The organism is Caldithrix sp., assembly GCF_056497305.1.
Genome location: NZ_JBSMDE010000049.1, coordinates 14341 through 36074, shown reverse-complemented (window position 1 = coordinate 36074; position 21734 = coordinate 14341). Strand labels below are relative to the sequence as shown.

The window sequence follows — 21734 nt, the reverse complement described above, 5'->3', positions numbered from 1 at the left end:
ACGAATTAGTTAAAATGTAAGCAACAAGCAGAAAGCATAAAGATGGAATAATCGAATGCGGGGCGCCACGACCTTTAGCCCAACACTCCAGAGCTCATTTCTTCAACTATGAATTACGCCCAAAAGGGCCACTTACTATGCCAATTTAAAATTTTGAATTTCGAAATTTTTTGTGAAACAGCAAGCTGTGCCTGACAGATGAAGGGCCGTGCCGCCCCATGCCCTGCCCTTCAACGATTCATTTTGCAGGCCACTTCATCAACGCACCAGAACCATTTTCCGGATTAGACGCTGTTTTCGTGTTTTCAGCGTCAGAAAATAGACTCCGCTGGCCACCGCGTTTCCTGTTTCATCCTTTCCATTCCAGATTAATTCGTGTCTGCCCCCCGTAAACGGGCCCTTCCAATAACGCAGCCGCCGCCCCCGCGCATCGTAAATACTTATCTCAGCCTGAGCAGGTTTTCCCAGTCGAAAAATGATGCGCGTCGATTGGTTAAATGGATTCGGGAAATTGTCTAATAGTGTAATTATCTGCGGTTGGTGTTCCGCTCCCTGTTCAAGCCGGGTAATTCCTGCCGTCCAATGGAGCACCCGACTCAACACCGTATCCCTGGCTGCCTCGTCGGCTATTTGCTCAAAGCCTACGCCAAAGTACACCGTTTTAAACGTTCCGCCATCGTAGCGCAAAGCCCCTATTTTACCGTTATTGTATTTGAAAACAGGCGCCGATTTCCCGGTGTAGGTGTCCAATTCATCCGGGAAAAAATTGGCAAAACCATATGGTCTGGACAAATCAAAGGACAGGCCGTTTCCAATCGGGTCGCCCGAGACCCCAATGAAACGCGTCCCTTTTGAATTGTCACTTACATATTTAACGTCAAAATAGGTATGGATAAAGTCCATTGCTTTTTGAAAATGGCTGTTTCCCTGTGAATCGAAAACATCCCAGCCAATGTCCTGGCCAAAGAGCACCAGGCTGCCCCCGCCATCCAGATATCCGCTAAGAAGTTCAATGTCGTCTGCAGTGAAAGCTGGAAAGCCCCAGGAAATATTCCAGATAATCAATGGATAATAATTCAAATTAAATTGCCTGCTCAGATCCAGAGTGTTCTGTTCTGTCAGAGAAATATAACGAATCCCCTTCTTTTTAAAAATGTCCAAGAAATGGCTTTCATAGCTGGCTCCGCCGTCGTCATCCACAAAAAGCACATCCGCATTTTCTGGTGTTACGACTGTAATTTCGCGGCTAAAACCATACCCATAGCCTTCCCCATAAAAGCCAGGATCATCTGTGTTTTCAGCAAATATCCGGGCGCTAAAGGAGCCATATTCTCCGCTCTGGATCACAGCGTAAAAATGAAGGGTGTCGCCCGCGGTGATGGCAATTGGATTTTGCCAGTCATCGTTATTTTCTGTTTCAAACCAGTAATCCCAACCAGGCGAGGCATGCACATTTTTAAATTTTAATTGTACGTGAATGGTTGTATCGTTGCGGTTAAAAATAAAAAAAGAGAATTTCTTGTGGGCCTGGGCGGAAATGAACTGAACGCCCTCAACCCGGGATTCAAGAATGAAGGTCGGAAAATCGATATTTGCCTGCAGCACCTCTTTCGTGTCATCCGCTTGAACCCAGGCCACTACGGCCAGGTCTCCTGTTTCCCAATCATTCTTGATCGGGGTTGCCAGCTCAAAGTTTAGGGTATCGCCTACGGTGAGAGCGGCCAGCGCAAGGCCTGTCGCATTGGGCAACATCTTTCTCAGAACTTCCGGAAAATCTTTTTCACCATTGGAACCGGGTGGAGAAGGATAACTGACCATGCGCTGCGTAACCGCGGCACGCAAAAAAAGATTGGGCTCTGTAACATCCTGTAAAACAATTAGTCTGACGCGGGCAGTCAGCGAATCGTCTGTAATTTCTGAACGAATTTGTATCTTAACTGGCGAGGGCATACTCAAACGATCTTCCATCCTGGCTACCATGGCATCATAATCAGCGGGTACGCCCTGAGGTTGGCCATCCAGTACATAGGTGGGGACACCAGTAATTCCGTAATAATTAATGCGCGTCCGGCAATCCGTAGCAGCAGAAACGTACATGGGATCGCTGCTGCCAGGCCACCAGGCGTGATAGCGCACCGAAACAACACCTCCAAAGTGCGAGGCATAAAAGCTTTGCAGAGTGGGATTGTAAGTAGCACAGGGGCCGCAACTGGCATTGGTCGCCTCTTCCAGAAGGACAATACGCTGGGCCTGGGCCCACATCAAGGAGCAGAGCATTAAGCTAAATACTGCAATCAGAATAACACGTCTCATAATGTATTACCAATTCTTTTTAACTGTCCAAAGAAAAAGGTAGAATTTTACAGGAAATGAAGCAAGTAAAAAATTTGATTTTTTGGGCGGGACAGAGTAAATTTGCCACTGCTCAAGGCCGGAGTGGTGGAATTGGCAGACCCGTCTGGCTGGCGCAGCCGGACAGGCGCGCTGGACTCAAAACGTAAATATGAAATATTATGTTTACGTACTCTGGTTTTTAAATGATCAGAGCAGATATGTTGGCCAAACGAATAATCTTGCGCGAAGAATCAGACAACATAAAAACGGCCAATGTTCTTACACAAAAAACAAAGGGCCATTTAAATTAATTTATGTCGAGGTCTTTGAAAATCGTGAGGATGCGGTAAAGCGAGAAAAATTTTTGAAGTCAAGAAGTGGTAGAAGATTTCTTGACCGTTTTTGCAAATAGCCGGAGTGGTGGAATTGGCAGACGCGCTGGACTCAAAATCCAGTGCCCTTCGGGGCGTGTCGGTTCGAGTCCGACCTCCGGCACTTTAAGCCTGACTTTAGTCAGGCTTTTTTTTTAAAAGTCAGTGGGGCCAGCTACCAGCACCTTTTTAAACAAAAAACATCTCATGTAACAATCACGTATCTTTAATCCCCTTTCGAATCGAATTTGATTTTGCATGCTGCAGCTCTTAAATTTCACGATTGTTGGGGCCGTAGCTCAGCTGGGAGAGCACCAGAATCGCACTCTGGGGGTCGGGAGTTCGAATCTCCTCGGCTCCACTTTTTTTATTTACCTACCTTAGAATACTTCCATTAAAAGATCTATTCCCGCCACAGCGGGATGCGAAAATTTTTGTGCTGTGTGAGGTAGTAAAAAAAAGGTTGAGTTGTTGAATTGGTTAATTGTTGAATGGCCCGTCCCCGAAGATCGGGATTTCCGCTTGGCTCCAACCTTCGGCCGGATAAACCTGTCCGGCTGGCCAGACCTGTCAGGCTGCGTCTTGCCAGACTGGCGGGCATGTCCTTGAGGATTGGGATTTGGAATGACGATCGGCACGAAACATCACTGATTGTCATTTCGCCCTTACAATGTCTCGAGCTGAAGCTCGAGACATTGTAAGGGCGACGCAGTTTAAACCAATTAAAAAATTGGCGTTCAATTGAACAAATTTCTATTTTAGATAAATTGTTAAGAAGGGAGATTCTGGCTATGACAATCCGTTTGCTTTTCTGGATGTTGATTTTAACGCTTCCGCTTTGGGCTCAACAGCGCTGGAAAACCCATGACTGGTCGCGTCCCCGGCCGCCGGTGATTACACCTGGAACCTGTAGTTCTCAGGACAAACCAGGCACTCCCCCATCGGATGCCATCGTTTTGTTCAATGGCAGCGATCTGAGTCTTTGGCGCACCATGGATGGCGAGCCGGCCAGATGGAAAGTTAAAAATGGTTATTTCGAAACCGTAAAAGGAGCCGGCTATATTCGCACCTATCAAAACTTTGGCGATTGTCAATTACATATAGAATTTGCCACGCCTTATCCTCCCAGAGGGAAAAGTCAGGCCCGAGGAAATAGCGGCGTCTTTTTAATGGGCCGTTACGAAGTCCAGATTTTAGATTCTTACCAGAATATTACTTACGCCGACGGTCAGTGCGCGGCCATTTACGGACAGTACCCACCCCTGGTAAACGCCAGTCGGAAACCGGGCCAATGGCAAAGCTACGACATCATCTTTCACGGGCCACGCTGGGACCAGGACGGGCGGCTGATCCGCAAAGCCATCATGACCGTTTTTCACAACGGGGTGCTGGTGCAGGATCATGCCCAACTCTGGGGGCCAACCGACTGGTTGAAGGCCAAACCGTACCGGCCACATTCAGAAAAAGGGTTCCTGGCTTTACAGGATCACGGCAATCCGGTGCGCTTCCGAAATATCTGGATCCGCGAAATCGGAGAATCGGCCGGGCAGCGCAAAGAGGTCACCGTGGCCCGCAAACTATTGGACCGCTACGCCGGAAATTACCGATTCGGCGATTGGATTTTTAAAATCCGTAAAGAAGGAGACCATTTAAAGGCCGAAGCCAAAAAGGATTATTGGGTGCCGCTGTTTGCCGAAAACGATTCTCTCTTTTACTCCAAGGAGTTAGAGCTGGAGGTAACCTTTCATCAGAAAAATGGGCGGGTAACTCACATTACACGCCAGCTTACGGGCACAAACAGCACGGGTCGCAAAACAGCAGAACAATAAGAATATAAGCGTAACCTGGGCGCTCTTTAAATCGTTGCTAAATTGAAATGATCTTGCCTGGTTTTGAAGAGGCGGAATGTTGGAAAGCTCATTGTCCTTCAGTCGGCTAAGCGATCGCCCGCAATTCTTTAAGACCAATTGCGGCTAAAGGCCGACCAGCAAAGAACCTGCTTCCCTTAATTGAACTTTTTTATTTTTTTTGAATTTAATTTTTCTTAAATTCTGTGGCAATTAAATTAGGTAAAGCAGACACATCGGGAGTTAAGAAACAGGAAGTTATGGGTCGGAAAATTTTTGTCATCACCTTAGGACTGCTCTTCTTATTCATTGTTTCAGCGGGCAATCTGGCTCACAATCATCCGCTGTCCCAAAAAGAAACGGCTTCCTGTCCGGCCTATATTTTAAGTCTTACCATTCATTCTGAGCCGATTTTCCCTCAATCCCTTCCCACAGCTTTACCAGAACCATTGTTTACATTTAACTTAACTTCACTTGATTCTACATTTGGCTTTATTGCCACCCTTTTTCCCAACCGTGCGCCTCCCCTGTTCTGACCATACTCCTCTAAACAAATTTTTTTTGATCTTTCCTTTTAAAATTAACGCAGGAGGTATGCATGGTTTTAATATCTGCAAAACTACATAGAGTCAGGACAATCATCCGTCTTGGATTTGTTGTTTGCCTATTCTGGGCCAATGGTCTTTTAGCTCAACAGTATTCAAAAGAGAGCCTGGATTCTCTCAAACAACAATTGCAGCAGTTAAAAAAGGAAATAAACGTACTGCAGGAAAAACAGGCCGAATCGGAACTGGAAAAATTACGCCAGGAAGCACTGCAGGAAGCGGCAACCTCAAAGGGGGAAGAAAATAAACCACAGGTGTTTAAAAGTGGCCAGCGCTCCCTTCAGGCTTTGAATCCTGAAATCAGCGTTACCGGAGACGCCTTTTTACAGCGCGTACAAAATAGCCGCGGTTTTAACGCAGAACAACGAACCGGTGCCTATTTTCGGGTTATCGGCATTCATGTACAAAGCAATCTGGATCCTTTCAGTTTAACAAAGATAGCTATAGAAGTTACTCCCGAAGGCATCGAATTGGGCGAGGCCTATGTAACCTGGACCAATCTTTTTAAGAATATTTCCCTGACAGCTGGAAAGTTTCGTCAGCAATTTGGCGTCATCAATCGCTGGCATGCCCATTCTCTGGATCAATTTGATTTCCCGTTAGCCCTGACAACCATCCTGGGGTCGGAAGGCCTGAACCAGGCCGGTTTTTCCGTGGACTGGCTCATGCCCCGCTTATGGGCTCATTTCAATTCTTTAACCGTGCAGATCACTAATGGTCAGAACGAGCATCTCTTTGCCGGCGACCTTTTCTCTTTTCCGGTCATGCTCGCTCATCTCAAAAATTATTACGATCTAAATTCCGACACCTATCTGGAAATTGGACTGACGGGCATGGTAGGAGAAAACAACCAGCGTGGCTTTCTGGAAGGCCAATTCATTTCAGACAAACGAAGATTAACCAGGCTGGCCGGACTGGATGTGACCTTAAACTGGGAGCCCCTGAACAAAGCCCACTATCACTCATTTACCTGGCGTAGCGAATTGTATTACGCCCATAAAGAAGATTCACTTTCTGCAAACAGCATTAAAGCCCGGGGCGGTTATTCATATTTGCAATATCGGTTTAATGAACGCTGGTACGCCGGTTTACGGCTGGATTACAGCCAACCATTTATGGCTCACAATGCAGGTAAAAAGCAGTACCAATTGGTACTTTACCTAACCTGGTGGCAAAGCCATTGGGTGCGGTTTAGATTACAATACAACTACAGTAACAGTGACGTGATGCCAACGGCGAATCATTTGATCCACTTGCAACTAACCTGGGCTGCCGGCCCTCACAAACATGAGCGTTATTAATTGGAGGTTCTATGAAAACTTTTAAATACATCGTATTGTTCTGGATTTTGCTGAGTACACAGGCAGTAATGGGCAGTACAAAACTGAACGTGGTTACCACCCTAAGCACCTATGCCGACATCGCCCGGGCCATTGGCGGCGATTTTGTCGAAGTCCATTACATTGTGCCTGGCAATCAGGATGCCCACTTTGTACGGCCTAAGCCCAGTTTTGCCGTTCTGCTCAACAAAGCCGATCTCTTTGTCTCAACCGGTTTGGACCTGGAGCTCTGGGCCCCAACGCTCATCGATATGTCCAGAAATCCAAAAATTCGTTCAGGCCAGATCGGTTATGTTTCGGCCAGCTATGGCATCGACTTGCTGGAGAAACCAACCGTGCTTTCGCGCAGCGAAGGCGGTGTCCACATTTACGGCAATCCGCACATCATTACAGGTCCATTAAACTTTAAAAAGATTGCTGAAAACATTGAAATCGGGCTGGAGAAAAATGACCCGAGCCATACCCCCTATTACAAACGCAATCTACAGGAATTTAAACACCAAATTGATGTCCATATGTTTGGCGAAGAACTGGTGCGATTAATGGGCGGCGATTTGTTAACAAAACTAACCCTTAGCGGCAGACTGATTGACTTTCTACAATCCAAATCGTTTAAAGGAAAACCATTGTTCGATTACCTGGGCGGCTGGATGAAGGAAGCTCAGGTTTTCCGGGGCCGCAAGATCGTAACCTATCATAAAAACTGGGCCTATTTTCAAAAAACATTTGAGATTAACGTCATCGGCTACGTGGAACCTAAACCGGGCATCCCGCCTTCCCCCAAACACGTGGAAGAACTGGTACAGGAAATGCGCAAAAATCAGGTGCGCGTCTTAATGGCTGCCAATTATTTCAGTGAGACAAAGGTAAAAGAAATTTGTGAAAAAGTAGGCGCCATTCCGGTGATTGTGCCCATGGGAGTGGGCGGAGCGCCCGGCACCGAAAATGTGTTTAAGCTGGTAGATTATTGGGTGTCCCATTTAAAAGAAGCTTTTTTACAGGTTAAAGAGTAACGGACAACCTGCAATGCAACTAAAACTGTTTATTGTACCGGCGTTCCGTGCGTCGGCAACAATTGGTGTTTCCTGGCAATGATCTTAAATTAAAAAGGAATATGCAATGCAATTGAGCATATGGGATATTATGGCGCCGGCCTTTTTTGAGTGCTTAATTTTGGTCGGAATTCATTCTTACCTGGGCATTCATGTCATCAAGCGAAAAGTCATTTTTGTCGATCTGGCGCTGGCCCAGGTGGCAGCCCTGGGTACAACGGTAGCCTTCCTGTTCGGCATCATGCCCGGCAGCGTGGGCGCTTACTGGTTTTCGTTGGGGTTTGCCATCATTGGGGCGGCCATCTTTTCCATTTCCCGATTCAGGCATGAAAAAATACCCCAGGAAGCGGTCATCGGCCTGGTTTACGCTCTGGCCGCCGCCATCGCCATTCTGGTGATTGACAAAGCGCCCCATGGGGCCGAACACATTAAAGAGTTGTTAACCGGCAGCATCTTGTGGGTAAAATGGAAAACGATTTTCCATGCTGCTCTGGTCTATCTGGCTGTTGGCGCTTTCCATTTCGTGTTCCGCGAAAAATTTCTGCTCATCTCCAACAACCCGGAAAAGGCCTATGAAAGCGGCTTAAATGTTCGCCTGTGGGATTTTCTGTTCTATGTTTCATTTGGGATCGTCATCACGCACTCGGTGGGTACAGCTGGCGTGTTGCTGGTCTTCGTTTTTCTGGTGGTACCGGCCATTACCTCCATCATGATTACCGACGTGCTCTGGAAACAGCTGGTCATTGGCTGGAGTATGGGGTTGGTGGTCAGTGTGCTGGGCCTTTATCTGTCTTACATGGCCGATCTGCCCAGCGGCCCAACCGTGGTTACGTTGTATGGAATCATGCTCTTACTGGTCGCTCTGATCCTGTACGTCATCAAAACGGCTGACAAAAAACGCGCTCTGCTCAGAATCGCCATTGGAATCGGAGCTACCCTTCTTGTAGCACTGATGTTTCGCTTTATGGGAACCTATTTCCAGGAACATGAGCATCATGAACTGCATGTGGCCCGGCAGCATGAAAGCGCGTCCATTGGGCAGCGCTCTCAAACAAACGATAGCCCGGCCTCTCTGGACAGTTTACTCCATGTTTTTCGCTCTTCAGATGATTTTACCGTACGACTGGAGACGGCTAAAAAGATCACAGAGCTCAATCGCAGGATGGGGTTAACAAACCTGATTAAACTACTCAAAGAGTGCCCCTATCCCTTTTTACGCCAGGAAATTTACCAGGAAATTCTACGCCACAGCGCTACCGATTTCGGCTACGATCCTCTGCAGGAATTTAAGCAGAATCAATCTGCCTTTCAGCGCATGGAAAAGTGGGCTCAAAATTTATGAAAGCGTGCACTTTTACAAACAAGTTGGCGGATCGATTGATCCGCCAACTTTTAGACTTCAAGAAGAAAAAAAGACAGAATAAAGAGAAGGTTACTTAGGCTTTTTGTTCTTCTTCCTTGATAATCCAGCCCAACAAGGCCCCGGCCACAACGGCTTCTACAACGGAACCCAGGAACCAGCCAAAGGCCATCAAATAGGGAATGGGCATAAAAGTGTAGGTGCCATACCCCATGCTAATGCCTCCGGCCAGTCCGTAAAACAGACCGTACAACAACGCATTCTTCATGCTCTTATTAATGAGCGCGTAGTAAATCCAGACGAAGAAAATACTGACCAGAAGGGAGACAACGTACATCCAACCCATCATCATCTCCCCTTCCGGGCGCCAGAGTTGGGCGGTTTCACGGTAAAGGGGTTCAAGAATCAGGCCATGGATGATCATATCAAGAATGCTCCAGGCCACAAACACGGCTACGACTGCCAAAATGAACTTCTTCATTTTAGCTCCTCCTTTTGTTGATTAAACAAAGGCGCCATTTCAAAAACAAAACGGCACCCAACGCGATTAAAAAGCGCTGACCAATCCTAAAACAAAACGATTTTTCGAATGTTTCACATCTCTGGTATATTCGATCAGAAAACGTAAGTTGCGCTTAAACCAGTGCGAAACATTGACGGTCACTGTTTCATATTCAATCTCTTTTAGATCAGAAAAGATTTTGTTGTAAAGCCCGGTAAAAAATATTCTGGAGCGATCCTTGTGTGGGGCAAAATGCAGTTCGGCAACCAGGCCGCTGGTGTTCACTTTTTTAGCAACAGGCAAAAACTCAGGATTGGAATCTTCGCGAAGCAAATACACGCCCGTAAATTCGATGGTTCCTGCATTTAGCGTCACATCCGGCCCGTAATACGTTACCTTATTTTTGTAGCCATCTTTTTCTTCTCCATAATAAGCAAAGGCGCCAACCCCAATTTTTGAGCCAATTCCCTGTTTAATTCGGAACACAACGTTTTTAAAATTATTGTTGTCGAACATTTTGGTGTCCTCATCAGCCGGACCTTTTCCATTGCCATTGACGACCATGGCCACCAGGTCGGTTGCCGTTTTGGTCAATGAGTAGGTCAGTGTAATGCCCCGATCGTACGTTAAATCGGTTCCCGACTGCCCGGGCCTGACCTTTAAAATGCGGTAATCTTCAAAGGTTAAACGCAATTCCCTCTTTAACAAAGGATCAGAAGTCTGGAATTGCCCAATCATTACATCCAGCTCTTTCCCGAACAGATTGTCAAAATGCAGATAGGCATCTTCAATGCCAGCCACTTCACCACGCTCACTGAGGTAAAAATAGAAATAATAACCGATGTTTTTGAAAAGAGGGCCGCCGCTCAGCAATTTTAACCCCCACGGACTCTGCAGGTCCTGCTTTACCTGCTGGGCGTCATCGTACAGGGCATAGGCATCGAAACGCGCAGCAATGGGAAAGACCTTGTTTAAAAAGAGTTCATCTTCTTCTCCGGCTGTTACAAAATCGCGTTTTTTTATGTTTTCTTTTAGAATAAATCCATGCCCGGCAAATTCATCCCCGTAAGGCTTCAATTTTGGGATGGGAGCATGACAGGTCGAGCATGAAATTTTGTACTGTCGGGCAAACGCAGGAATGGCTGTTGATTTTTTCAATAGTCCGCCAAATAGTAAGAGCAAAACAATAGCAAACATGCGCCCAGAATTTCGTTTCCCGGTCATCTTTCCCCCCTTTGAAACTTATTTCTTATTCATACACTTCAACCCAGGTCGTGGCCATGTTAATCAAAACCGGCTCAGCTTCTTCCGGTACACCAAGATACTCGGCAACCGACTGGACCAATTTCTGGTAGATTAATTCAGCCTTAAAGGTAACTTTACCGACCGGAATATCTTCAGGTAGCTCCCAGGTGTAGGTTTCCACTTTGGTTTCCCGGGGGCCAATGCGGTAATCCACGCCCAAAGATTTGGTGTTCCACTGCATGATGGTCATTCGACCTTGCGGATCAAAATAGGGCATACGAAAGATGCGATCGCCAACAGGTACCACGCCGTCCCTGAGCAGCCCGGCAAAAGAATCCAGCCCCAATGGCAGGCCCATATCCTGATAGGCCAGTTCTTTCGTGCCGATGGTGTATTCTTCGCCGGCAAAACCCTTTTTGTCAACCGGCAAATGGTACTCTTTACCATTGGCATCTGTGGCTGTTACATGCAACCACATAATGCGGTCTTCTACAGAGCCAGTAGGAATTTTGTGTCCGCATTTTCCATTAAACAGTTGCACCTGAATGGCCACAGTGCCATCATAAGGCACTTCACGCTCAATTGGATTCATGCGAATCTCAACAGCTCCTTTCAACTTGCCTTCATCATGCGCACCGTGAAAAAGATGCATGGACACCATGTCCTCTTTGGCCATTTTGGCGGTTTGTCCTCTGGCTTTTGGCATGTGGCAAACCTGACAGGGCACCCCCTGCTGAGCATAGGGTCCTTCCTTCCACTCCAGGTAGGTCGATTTGACCCATACGCCGTAAGGACTTTTTTCGTTATGACAGGTTCCGCAAAATTCAGCGCTTTTTATGAAATCGCTCTCTTCGGTGTCGTGGTGCGGAGAACTCAGACCCGGTTTGGGGCCAAACTTTTTGCGTCCTGGTTGAGAAATGTAGTTGTAGTTAAAGGGCACTTCGCCTTTAAACCCGCTAATGGTGTGGCACACATCGCAGGAAACAGATTCATTGGCTCGCGAATTGGTTTCCGGTTTTGGCGGCGGAACATCTCCGGCTAAAAAGGAAACAGGAGCATGGCAGCCATTGCAGCCCGCCTTCACACCGGCAACTACCTCGTCTTTTTCCGCATGAGGCACTGCCAGCTTAAAATACTCCACTTCGTCCCAGTGATGCGTGTAAGCCTGGGACATCATGGCCTGTTTCCATTGCTGGTAGAACATATCGTGGCAGGTGGCGCACACTTCCGGTTTCTCGTACTCTTCATATTTTCTGGTGCCTAAAGCTTCATCCCCTACGGGTGGCTGGGCAAAAAGTACAACCGAAGAGAATAACAAAGCAATACACAACAGGTAACGCATATCTGCTCCCTCCCCTGTTACTCAGGAATGGCAAGAAACAATAATAATAAAAAAAACAAATGATCGCAATGTTCTACGCGTAACCGGCAAAAAGCGCTTTTTGTTTTTAAGGCAGCAGGGCCGCAATCAAAAAACTTCTTTAAAAAATGATAGACCTGTGCCCCGAAACCCTTTAACTCTTACACTCATATACTCCTAACTTTACTCCTCCAACAGCGGAAGTCATTTCACGAATTAGCCCTCACCCCCTCGATCCCCTTCTCCCAGAATAAAAGTCTGGGAGAAGGGGAAAGCTTGGTGGGGAAATTTTCTCACCTATGTTGGAAATACCATTCACGAACAATGGGAATTCGCTATGTCATCCCAATGCTCATTCAACGGTTCAACAGATTTTGAAGGAAGTATTCCAAGGCAGCACGTCCGGGAGCGCCTTATTGCAATGGTTCCCATTCGGCAAAGCTTTCAATATCGATTTTTAATTGAGGATCGCACTGATACACCTGATTGTAATCGTAATACCAACCCAGATATTTGGAATCGCCTCCGCCCAGAGTGGTGATCAAAAACCGATTGCTCAAATGTCCGATGTTCATGGCCCGGTCGCGCGGACGTGGTTTATCGCCGCCCTGAGGATCTATGTGAATCCAACCATAATGGGGCAAATAGACCTGCGGCCAGCGGTGGAACACCTCATCCAGACTGGCATCATCACCGCGCACCACAATGGAACCCACGTAACGGGCCGGCAAGCCTACGGCACGGCACAAGGCAATAAAACTAAAAGTGTATACTCCGAACAAGACCCGGTTCCCCGTTGTAAAACCACAGGCGCTGCATTCCAGCCGCCTTCCAATTTGTATTCCAGGGTATTGCGCACGTAGTCAAAAATTTTACGCGCCATCCAGTAGGGATTTTTTTCATCTCCGACAATCTCTTTTGCTATACGTTGAATAAAGGGATCCGTAAGACGGTATTTTCCGCCATCAGCTGTGTAAGCTTTTCGAATCTCCTGAGGAATGTCCTCCAGAGTGCCAACCTCATCCGGAAAAATGTAATAATCGATGGCCTGAATATTGGCTTCAACCTGCATTTGAACTTCAACATTGGCATTGGCTTTGATATTCTGGAAACGAAACAAGGCAATAGGTTGCTGCCATTGATCGCCCACCAGGGTGAACGATTCAGGAGTAAATTGTTTTTTCAGAATTTTTTGATTCGGCAAATCCTGTGGTACGGCAATGTAAAACTCCAGATTGTGAAGCTGACCGCTGCCGTAAGCCTTCACCTGATCGGAAAAGGTGATAAGAGCATGGCGTTTGTCTTTCAAACGGAACTTTTCGTCGTCTTTGCGCACCAACTGGTAAACCTGATCCGTTTGGTGATCCACACACCACAGGTTCTGGCCATCGTAGGCCAGGCCGCGGGGATAGGGTCCGGGTGCGTCGATGATTAAAATGATTTCACCATTGCGTGGATCGATCATATAGATCTCGTTCATCAGGCGATCGCTGGCCCACAAATAGGTGCCGTCAAAGGTTAAGCCATTAACGCGTCGCGCCGGCCCATCGTAACGCTTAATCGCCGTACCGTCGCTTAAATCCAGACTGTAAATCTTGTTGGATCGGCCATCACTGAGCCACAATGTGCGGCCGTCCCAGGTCAGGCCCTGGGGATCAGCCGAAGGTGCATCAATAACTGTCAAAATTTTTCCTGTTTGCGGATCCAGTTTAAAAATCTGTCTGGCCTTTTTATCCACATTCCACAGATATTTTCCATCCCAGGCCAGACCCATGGGCCAAAAGCCCGGAGAAGGTATTTTGTGCAAGATTTTACCTGTTTTTGGCTCCAGCTGGTAAATGCGATCGGTTTTGTAGTCCGCAATCCACAAATGCTGACCATCAAAAGTAAGTCCGGTACAGAAAGCGCCCGGTGTTTTGAATTGATTTAAAATTTTTCCGGGATGGGCCCATAGATCGATAGAGCTTACCAATAAAATCAGAAGAATAGCGAAACGTTGCATGGTAATGCCTCCCCTTGTTATGATTCTTTCCTGAAATTACAACACAACAGAATACAAGGAAAACATTTTTAGAATACTTCTTTTAAAAATTCTAGCACTTTAGCGAGCGAAAATTTTTGTGCTGAATATCCTAACCCCCCGCCCCCCTTCCCTTCTTTTAATAAAGGGAAGGGGGAACAAATTGTGCCGCTGTGATGAGTTTTACTCTGATATATGAAGATAGTTTTGCAATTTTCTATTTGCAATCTTTGCCCACTTTGTGAATGCTTTTCCCTTACCAAAGCCTCGAGCTGAAGCTCGAGTTACGTTGCGCCTGTTAATTCTCTGTAGGTGTAAGGGATTCTTCCTCCCGCTGAAGCGGGATTCAGAATGACATTCGGCACAAGCCTTCACTGCCTGGGGAAACTTGCCCCTTCACAAAATAATTCGTAATTCGAAATTTTTAATTAAAATTAATTCTTTGCCTGTCCGGTGGCCAGACGGGCCTTTCAGGCTGGTGCTGCCAGACTGGCCTGTCCGGTGCCAGACGGGTGCTCTCTGCGGTTGATTTTGTTTGCGGCTTGGCTGCCTTAGAAAATTTTCCCAAAAGTTCTATTCCACAATGGCGGAAATCCAATATCTTTAAACAACATGGTCTGGCAATTACAAAGAGTTTAAACGATTACTTCAACACGATCACCTTTTGAAATCTACTCTGCTGACCGGCATGTAATTTGAGCAGATAGATGCCGCTGGCCAGATGATTGGCGTTGAATCGTAAAACATGGTTGCCCGCTGTTTGTTTTCTTTTAAGCAGGACAGCCACTTTTTGCCCCTGAACATTGTAAAGAGAGAGATCGGCCATTCCCTGATGTTTCAGAACATAGCGTACTGTGGCGCTGGCGTTTAACGGATTAGGGTAAACCGGTAAGAGTTGAAGCTCACCCGGCGCCGCTTCCTTCTGTACGGCCAGAGCCGAAGGCAGTGAATTGTAGGCCAGAACACGGATATTGTCCAGATACCAGCCATCTTTCACCACGCCTCCGTCGCTTTGCAATCTAAAACGTAGATACACCTGATCCGTCCCTTGAAAGTCGGAAATATCAATCCATTCTTGTCGCCAAAAATTGCAGAATCCATCGTATCCGCTTTGCGAAGCGTTTTGCTGGCCTTTTCCGGAGCCGTTTAACATGCTGTACGTTTTTAAAGTTTGCCAGTTCAGGGAATCGCTTGAAATTTCAACCGTAGCAAAATCATAGACGCGTTCCACATCCCAATGAGTCCAGTAATTTAAAAAGATGAAATCAGCCTGGGGCAATTGCAGTGGGTCTTTAAGCGTTAAACGATTATCCGCATTATTTTGGTACCTGCCAAAAGGGCTGTCGCTAAAAGATTGATTGGCGTTTTGAAGCGTGTCCGGTTCAATGCCCCAGCCCTCTCCAGTCTGCCAGTTATTCAAGCCGTTTTCACCGTCATCACTAAAGACCACAATGGGCGTTCCAATAACGATAGCGCCCAGTGTGTCGCTCAAAACAAAACCGTCCAGGTTGTAACGGAGCATCAGCCAGGCCTGGCTGCCTTCCGCTATCTGGCTGTCCACCGAAAGCAAAAACGTATCGCTGACCACCTGCTGGCTGGGCCAGGCTGCATGCAGATGATTCTGTCCTGTGTTCAGGCTAACAAGGCCCGACAGGTTGCTGCTGATCTCTACTGAAACATTCTGGCCCTCTGTAAGGCCCACGTTTTTACTAAAACAGACCAGCTGAACCTGTTCCCCGGCTTCCCAAAAACCGTTTTGATTGTCATCAGAAATAATTTTCCAGTTACGCGCCCTGGGAAAACAGCCGGCCAGCCAAACATAATTGATGTTTGCTTTCATGTTTTCCTGGCAAATGGGTACAATGCGCTCCTGTGTCGGCCAGAACCCGTCGTCATCGCCTCCAGCTTCCGGAGTCGAAGCCAGCACCTTTGCTTTTTCACTCTGCTCGCCATACAACCAGTCATCGGCATCGCCATTTGCATTGTAATTGATAGTCTGATAGGTATTGCCAAAATTGTAATGGTTAGCCCGCGTGAGTAAATCGCCCCACTCAAAATAAGTTAAAGAATCCGGTGTCTGGGCATTGGTGTAAGACCAGGGATAAATCAGCACATTGCCATAGGTGTGGTAATTGAGCACACATTTAAGCTGGCGGGCTTTAACAAAATCGCGAATCGCCTGGGTTTCTGGCTCGGAAAAGGGAGCGCTCCCGCGATAGGTGTCGCTAAAAGGATATGGACTGGAACCCTCATCATCGTAGCCCCACATGTAGCCGTAATTGCGGTTCAGATCCACACCATACCAATTTTGAACCGGCCGACGGTTTTTACGCCATTGCCCGCCTCCATCCGGATTGGTCTGTTCATTGTACACGTATCCGTCCGGGTTAACCACAGGTACAAAATACATCTCCCGATGATCCACCAGATAGGTGATTTCCGGATCCGCGCCGTAATTTTCCAGCAAATAGTCCATAAAATAGATTAAGGCCATCATACCGGCCGGTTCGCGCGCATGGTGCAAAGCCGTAAAAAGAACTTCCGGCTCCTCTTCGTCTAAATCCGGATTATCGGAAACTTTGGTCATCCACAGGTCTCTGTTTTCTATGGAAAGGCCCAAAGACTGTTTGGCGCTGGCCAACTGCGGATAATTCAAATGCATGGAATCCAATTCACTGACGACTTCGGAAAAGGTGTAATACCCGCCCATGCTGCCGTACTCAAAACCGGCTGGCAGATTTTGGCGGCTTAGGGCGCTAATCTGCGCCGTTTGCTGACGCTGTAAATAATCCTGAACCAGATCCGGAATGATAATTTGATATGGCACAGCAGATTGCTGTAAAATCTGTAACTCCTGCGCATTGAGCACCGCTTTAAAACGGAGCCCCCCATGCACTTTTTCTACAATCTTAATATGATCAAACTGCAAGCCCAGCCTATTCAGGGTTTTCATCTGGCTGGCACGGGGTAAAAAGATTTCCACTTCTGAATAGCGATTGATCTCAATTGCGGCAGCCCGCAATGAGCTAAGCGTAAATAACAAAAGTACCAGGGAAAGAATAGGTCTTTTCACTACTTTTCTCCTCTGCGAACACGTTTTTTAAGGGCGCCTATTTCCCAGGGTTTAATAATGCGTCCCCTGGTGTTTAAATCGTCACGAACGCGCATAACGGCCAGCCCCATGTAGCGCTCCCCATATTTTTCATTAATCATTTTAACCCACTCATCGTAAGGGGTATCAAAAGTGGTCATACCCCGCGTGGTCGATTCGCGCACCACTTTTTGCCCGTTATTGTCCATGATCATCAGCATATGGGCTGAAAAAATATCTTTTTCGTGACGAAAGATTAAGGCGCAGACATCTCCTGTTTTTAATCTTTGTTTGACCCGGGCATCGGCTAACTTTTCCAGGGGTACGTAATGAATGGTCAGCGTTCTGTCGGGCAGAACGTCGGTGGTGTCTGTAATACCTTTTCCGGCAAAGAACTTTTTGTGCGAAATCGTACGCCTAACCTGTCTGGTAAACGCTCCGCCTACTTTTTTTGAAACATCCTCTAACAACCAGCTGTTCTGGGGTAGCCAGTCGGCCATGGTGTAATGATTTCGGGTTTTCATGCCAATCAATCCGTCCCGATAGCGTATGTGTTGCAGATTGTTAAAAAAATTGTCCCAGTAATCCGAAATAGAAAGCGCTAACACGTGCTCACAATAGGACATGCAATTTGTCTCCTTAAAATTAACCAGAGGCCAGGGCTCATAAAGGGCATAGGGGCCATCCCCTACACAGTTAAAATTGTAATGCATACCTAAAAAGTAGCGAGAAAAGATGTTCATCTTTTCTGTAATGGTAAGCGGCTTTTTACTCACTGCTCTGATCAGAGAATCGATCTGCTGAGGCGTCATCTGGTAGAACTTTTTATTGACCTCCTGAGCAACATTAAGGTAAACAAAGATTAAAATCATGAAAATCATTGAAATCATTCGCATGGTATGGCTCCTTCCATCAGCTTGTCAAGCATGCTTTGTTCTGTGATTTTACCAACAGGATAGACATCTTTAAAGCGATCCCAATAGGGAGAATGCCGGTAAAACCAGTTTAAAATTGTTCGTGGATTCTGGGCGAACAATGAATCGGTTCTTAGTTTTTGCTGGAATTGTTGACGCAACGACTCATCCTGTTGGAGCATTTCACGCGCCATTTTCTCCATCACATAGGATTCCACATATTCTTTCTGCTCAAGGATGGTGTTAAAAAATCCCCAGCGCATAAAAGAATCGGGGGCATCCGGCTCCAGAATCTGTACAATCGCTTTAACGGCTTTTTGGCGTAGGGGTACCAGCACAGAGCCTTTTTGGTAACGACGTTTAAAGCGCATGGGCCTGGTTTTAAACTGAACCATCTGCCTGCCTTCAAACGGTAGAGGAGCAAATTGAACATCTTTAAAAGTGTACGTCTCCACCGTCAACTCAAACGGCCGTTTTAATTGGTAATATTGAATTCCATGCCACTTTAAACGCTCAATGACCGATTTCCATTCCACAGGCACCACATAAGCCAGGGGTAAACGAACCTGTCTGTCCGGGACAAAAGTGTCATAAAAGGGAACATGAAAAATTTTGGGCCGGCTTTCATCAAAACGGAACCAGATGCCTCCGCTAAGCGAACTTTTTTGAGCTTCAAAATCATAGCCTAAAAAGTCGATCAATACACTGTCGGCCGTTCTTTTGTACGTTAAGACAAAGGGGCTTTCCAGGAATGATCTGTTTAACATTTGCCGGTCAGCCTGGTCGATCTGTTTTTTTAATTCCGCCTTCTCTTTGATCAGAACTCTGAACAACGTAGTCAGCAAATCGTAAGTAGCGCTGACGCGCTGTTTGTAATTTTTCAACATGTGATTTTCCACCAGGAAAGCCGGGCGGTTGTGGAGTGGAGTGTAGCCATTGGAGAATCTGGGCCAGGGCACCCAGCCCATCAGGCCGCTGGTTGGATCATGACGGCGACGAAAGGAAACGTAGTTTATCAGCGGCCAACCTTTTTGTTGCAGGGCCTTTTCAAATTGGGGGAGAAATTTCCGCTTTAGAAAAGCATTAAAATCAGCAGGTAAAAGCCCGTGCGTATCTAGGTGATAGGTTGTGGTGTATTTGTAATCTGCCCCATCGGTTACATGAATGTCCACAAAAAAATCGGGTAACCAGCGTGTAAAAAGCGCCAGCCAGGCCTTCATCTCAGGTGCATCGGCTTTCAGATAATCACGATTCAGATTTAGATTAAGGGCATTGGTGCGCCAGCCCGTTTGCTGAGGGCCGTTCTGGTTAATGCGGTTGTAAGGGCCAAAGCGTTCGTGGCCATCTACATTAAATATGGGAATGAACAGAAGAACGATATGGTCCAATAAGTCCCTATGACGTTGTTTTACCACCAGATCGCGTAGCAAGAGTAATCCGGCATCTTTGCCGTCAATTTCGCCGGCATGAATTCCGGCCTGCACCAGAACGATGATCTTTTCCTGACGATTCACGGTTTCAGGACGAAACTGGCCTTCTTTATTGACAATCAGCAAAGGTAAATCTCGACCCTGGGCGCTTTGCCCAAAGGTACTAAATTGAACCCAGGGAGAAGCAGCCGCCAGACGCTGGCAAAACCGGATGGTTTGCTGGTAAGTGGGCGTGCTTTTGAAATGCGAAAGCTCATAATCGGTTTGCCAATCATCCCCAAAGGCGAGATTAAAACAGGTAATTGCCACCAAAGACAGCCAGAGAAAAAATCGAGTCATAGGCATGAACTCCATGATTGAATACGGAACAATTTAACAAAAAACAACTTGAGATGCACCTGCTTGTGAATCGTAAGATCAAAATTCTTGAACTAAAGCTCGAGTTACGTTGCTCTTTCGAATGGTCTGCCAGTGTAAGGGATTCTTAGCCCCGATAAATCGGTGACTCAGAAAGACATGCCGGCATTGTTTTCAACCTCTTGGGCACCATTTGCCCTTTCACAAAATAATTCGTAATTCGTAATTTTTAATTAAAACTAATTTTTTGCCTGTCCGGCTGCCTCGACCAGACGGGCGTCCTTTGTGCCTCTTAGTGCGCTCTGTGGTTCCTTAAATCCCTGCGGAAATTTTTGGATTGAGGCTTCGCTGCCTTTACTTTTTTTCCCTGCTTTTTGTGTTTTGTTCATTTCTGCCTTAATTTTCCTTTTTTCAAATACTGAGTAATCCGAACCCAAAAGGAAAGGGCAAAATTGACAGAAGAAATTAAAGCGCATCTATTAAAGCTCTTTGAGCGGTGGGCCGGAGAAAGTGGACAGAGTTTTGAACCGCTTCCGGCCCACGGTTCCGATCGACAATATTTTCGTATTAAAGGTAAAAGCGAACGGGCCATCGGTGTTTTTAATCCCAATTTAAAAGAAAACATTGCCTTTCTGACCTTTACCAAGCACTTTCGTGAACTGGGATTAAATGTACCGGAAATCTATTTGCAGGAACTGGACAAGAACATTTATCTGGAACAGGACTTAGGCGACACCACGCTTTTTTCTTTCTTAACCGAAGTGCGGGCCCAAGAAGGATTTTCTCAAAAAATAATCGATGTTTACAAAAAAGTAGTGACCTATTTGCCCCGTTTTCAGGTTGAGGCCAATAAAGGTCTGGATTTCAGTGTTTGTTACCCGCGGGGCAGTTTTGACCGCCAGTCCATGCACTGGGATTTAAACTATTTTAAATACTATTTTTTGAAGCTGGCCAAAATTCCCTTTGATGAACAAGCGCTGGAGAACGATTTCCAGACCTTTATGGATTTTTTGCTCTCTACCGATCGGGACTATTTTTTGTATCGCGATTTTCAATCACGTAACATCATGCTCATCGGTGGAGAGCCCTATTTCATTGATTATCAGGGCGGCCGAAAGGGCGCTTTACAATACGATTTAGCCTCGCTCTTGTTTGATGCCAAAGCCGATATTCCAAACGACGTTCGCCAGCTTTTACTGGAAGAATACTTGAAAGCGCTCGAACAGTACATTCCTGTTAACCGCGAAAAATTTCTTCAGTATTATTACGGTTACGTCTTTATTCGCATCATGCAGGCCCTTGGCGCTTACGGATTTCGTGGCTTTTACGAGCGTAAAGAACATTTTCTGAAAAGCGTGCCTTATGCCATTCAAAACTTAGAGTGGCTCCTGCACAATGTGCAGCTAGCCATCGACATCCCCGAACTCAGCGGGGTGTGGGAAAAACTGGTGCGCTCCAGCAAGCTACGTCAATTCGGCGATGCGCATTTGCGCCTGACGGTGCGCATTCAGAGTTTTTCTTACAAACGCGGCATTCCGGTAGATGAAAAAGGACATGGCGGAGGTTTTGTCTTCGATTGTCGCATGCTCCCGAATCCGGGGCGTGAAAGCCAATACAAAACGCTCACCGGACAGGATAAAGCCGTTATTCAATATCTGGAACAATCTCCGCAGGTCAAAAAGTTTCTGAAATACGTCCAGGGCTTGCTCGATTTGATGGTTCCCAATTATCTGGAACGAAATTTCACGGATATTATGGTGGCCTTTGGTTGCACTGGAGGACAACACCGGTCCGTTTATTGTGCCGACCAATTGGCACAATATTTAAAAGAAAAATATGCCGACAAAGAAATTGAAGTTCAGGTGCGCCACCGTGAACTGGAAATGTTGCAGGGGTAATGCCTCGT

Annotated in this window: 17 protein-coding genes and 2 tRNA genes; 9 read left to right on the top strand and 10 right to left on the bottom strand. The window is 46.5% G+C overall.

The window, feature by feature from the left end; genetic code table 11:
- Positions 1 to 258: 258 nt before the first annotated feature.
- Positions 259 to 2313 carry a T9SS type A sorting domain-containing protein gene (locus ACWB0I_RS04165; RefSeq protein WP_479386778.1) on the bottom strand — a complete coding sequence of 685 codons (2055 nt, stop codon included), beginning with the start codon at positions 2311 to 2313 and terminating at the stop codon, positions 259 to 261.
- Between the two features lie 190 nt (positions 2314 to 2503).
- Here ACWB0I_RS04165 and ACWB0I_RS04160 point away from each other — a divergent pair, with 190 nt between their 5' ends.
- The 8 genes from ACWB0I_RS04160 to ACWB0I_RS04125 all read left to right on the top strand — a co-directional run bounded on the left by ACWB0I_RS04160 (position 2504) and on the right by ACWB0I_RS04125 (position 8891).
- Positions 2504 to 2746, top strand: coding sequence for a GIY-YIG nuclease family protein (locus tag ACWB0I_RS04160; RefSeq protein WP_479386777.1), 243 nt, complete (start codon positions 2504 to 2506; stop codon positions 2744 to 2746).
- Positions 2746 to 2829 (top strand) — tRNA-Leu (locus ACWB0I_RS04155). The genes ACWB0I_RS04160 and ACWB0I_RS04155 overlap by 1 nt, the downstream gene beginning before the upstream one ends.
- A 164-nt stretch (positions 2830 to 2993) precedes the next feature.
- Positions 2994 to 3066: transfer RNA gene (locus tag ACWB0I_RS04150), tRNA-Ala, on the top strand.
- A gap of 430 nt (positions 3067 to 3496) precedes the next feature.
- Positions 3497 to 4534: a 3-keto-alpha-glucoside-1,2-lyase-like domain-containing protein gene (locus ACWB0I_RS04145; protein ID WP_479386776.1), complete on the top strand. Its 1038-nt coding sequence runs from the start codon at positions 3497 to 3499 to the stop codon at positions 4532 to 4534.
- Positions 4535 to 4812: 278 nt separating this feature from the next.
- Positions 4813 to 5088 (top strand): hypothetical protein, encoded by a 276-nt coding sequence (locus tag ACWB0I_RS04140; protein WP_479386775.1) that lies wholly within the window; start codon positions 4813 to 4815, stop codon positions 5086 to 5088.
- A 62-nt stretch (positions 5089 to 5150) separates the two neighbouring features.
- Positions 5151 to 6458: a hypothetical protein gene (locus tag ACWB0I_RS04135; RefSeq protein ID WP_479386774.1), complete on the top strand. Its 1308-nt coding sequence runs from the start codon at positions 5151 to 5153 to the stop codon at positions 6456 to 6458.
- A gap of 11 nt (positions 6459 to 6469) precedes the next feature.
- Positions 6470 to 7510, top strand: coding sequence for a metal ABC transporter substrate-binding protein (locus ACWB0I_RS04130; RefSeq protein WP_479386773.1), 1041 nt, complete (start codon positions 6470 to 6472; stop codon positions 7508 to 7510).
- Positions 7511 to 7616: 106 nt separating this feature from the next.
- Positions 7617 to 8891: a metal ABC transporter permease gene (locus ACWB0I_RS04125; protein ID WP_479386772.1), complete on the top strand. Its 1275-nt coding sequence runs from the start codon at positions 7617 to 7619 to the stop codon at positions 8889 to 8891.
- Positions 8892 to 8985: 94 nt separating this feature from the next.
- Here ACWB0I_RS04125 and ACWB0I_RS04120 read toward each other — a convergent pair whose 3' ends face one another.
- The 9 genes from ACWB0I_RS04120 to ACWB0I_RS04080 form a co-directional block, all read right to left on the bottom strand.
- Positions 8986 to 9390, bottom strand: a complete 405-nt coding sequence (locus ACWB0I_RS04120) for a hypothetical protein (protein ID WP_479386771.1) — start codon at positions 9388 to 9390, stop codon at positions 8986 to 8988.
- A gap of 66 nt (positions 9391 to 9456) precedes the next feature.
- Positions 9457 to 10635, bottom strand: a complete 1179-nt coding sequence (locus tag ACWB0I_RS04115) for a hypothetical protein (protein ID WP_479386770.1) — start codon at positions 10633 to 10635, stop codon at positions 9457 to 9459.
- A gap of 25 nt (positions 10636 to 10660) precedes the next feature.
- Positions 10661 to 11998 carry a multiheme c-type cytochrome gene (locus ACWB0I_RS04110; RefSeq protein WP_479386769.1) on the bottom strand — a complete coding sequence of 446 codons (1338 nt, stop codon included), beginning with the start codon at positions 11996 to 11998 and terminating at the stop codon, positions 10661 to 10663.
- A gap of 431 nt (positions 11999 to 12429) precedes the next feature.
- Positions 12430 to 12798 carry a transglutaminase-like domain-containing protein gene (locus tag ACWB0I_RS04105; RefSeq protein ID WP_479386768.1) on the bottom strand — a complete coding sequence of 123 codons (369 nt, stop codon included), beginning with the start codon at positions 12796 to 12798 and terminating at the stop codon, positions 12430 to 12432.
- Positions 12750 to 14018, bottom strand: a complete 1269-nt coding sequence (locus ACWB0I_RS04100) for a glutaminyl-peptide cyclotransferase (protein WP_479386767.1) — start codon at positions 14016 to 14018, stop codon at positions 12750 to 12752. Before ACWB0I_RS04100 ends, ACWB0I_RS04105 begins: the two co-directional genes overlap by 49 nt.
- Before the next feature lie 661 nt (positions 14019 to 14679).
- Positions 14680 to 17109, bottom strand: a complete 2430-nt coding sequence (locus ACWB0I_RS04095; protein WP_479386766.1) for a M14 family zinc carboxypeptidase — start codon at positions 17107 to 17109, stop codon at positions 14680 to 14682.
- Positions 17109 to 18023 carry an N-acetylmuramoyl-L-alanine amidase-like domain-containing protein gene (locus ACWB0I_RS04090; RefSeq protein ID WP_479386765.1) on the bottom strand — a complete coding sequence of 305 codons (915 nt, stop codon included), beginning with the start codon at positions 18021 to 18023 and terminating at the stop codon, positions 17109 to 17111. Before ACWB0I_RS04090 ends, ACWB0I_RS04095 begins: the two co-directional genes overlap by 1 nt.
- The gene (locus ACWB0I_RS04085) at positions 18014 to 19810 is read right to left on the bottom strand and encodes a M14 family metallopeptidase (protein ID WP_479386764.1); all 1797 of its coding nucleotides are present in this window, start codon (positions 19808 to 19810) and stop codon (positions 18014 to 18016) included. Before ACWB0I_RS04085 ends, ACWB0I_RS04090 begins: the two co-directional genes overlap by 10 nt.
- Before the next feature lie 257 nt (positions 19811 to 20067).
- Positions 20068 to 20217, bottom strand: coding sequence for a hypothetical protein (locus ACWB0I_RS04080; protein WP_479386763.1), 150 nt, complete (start codon positions 20215 to 20217; stop codon positions 20068 to 20070).
- Positions 20218 to 20280: 63 nt separating this feature from the next.
- On the opposite strand from ACWB0I_RS04080, the gene ACWB0I_RS04075 reads away from it, so the two are divergent.
- On the top strand, positions 20281 to 21726 hold the full coding sequence (locus ACWB0I_RS04075) for a RapZ C-terminal domain-containing protein (RefSeq protein WP_479386762.1): 1446 nt from the start codon (positions 20281 to 20283) through the stop codon (positions 21724 to 21726).
- Positions 21727 to 21734 lie beyond the last annotated feature (8 nt).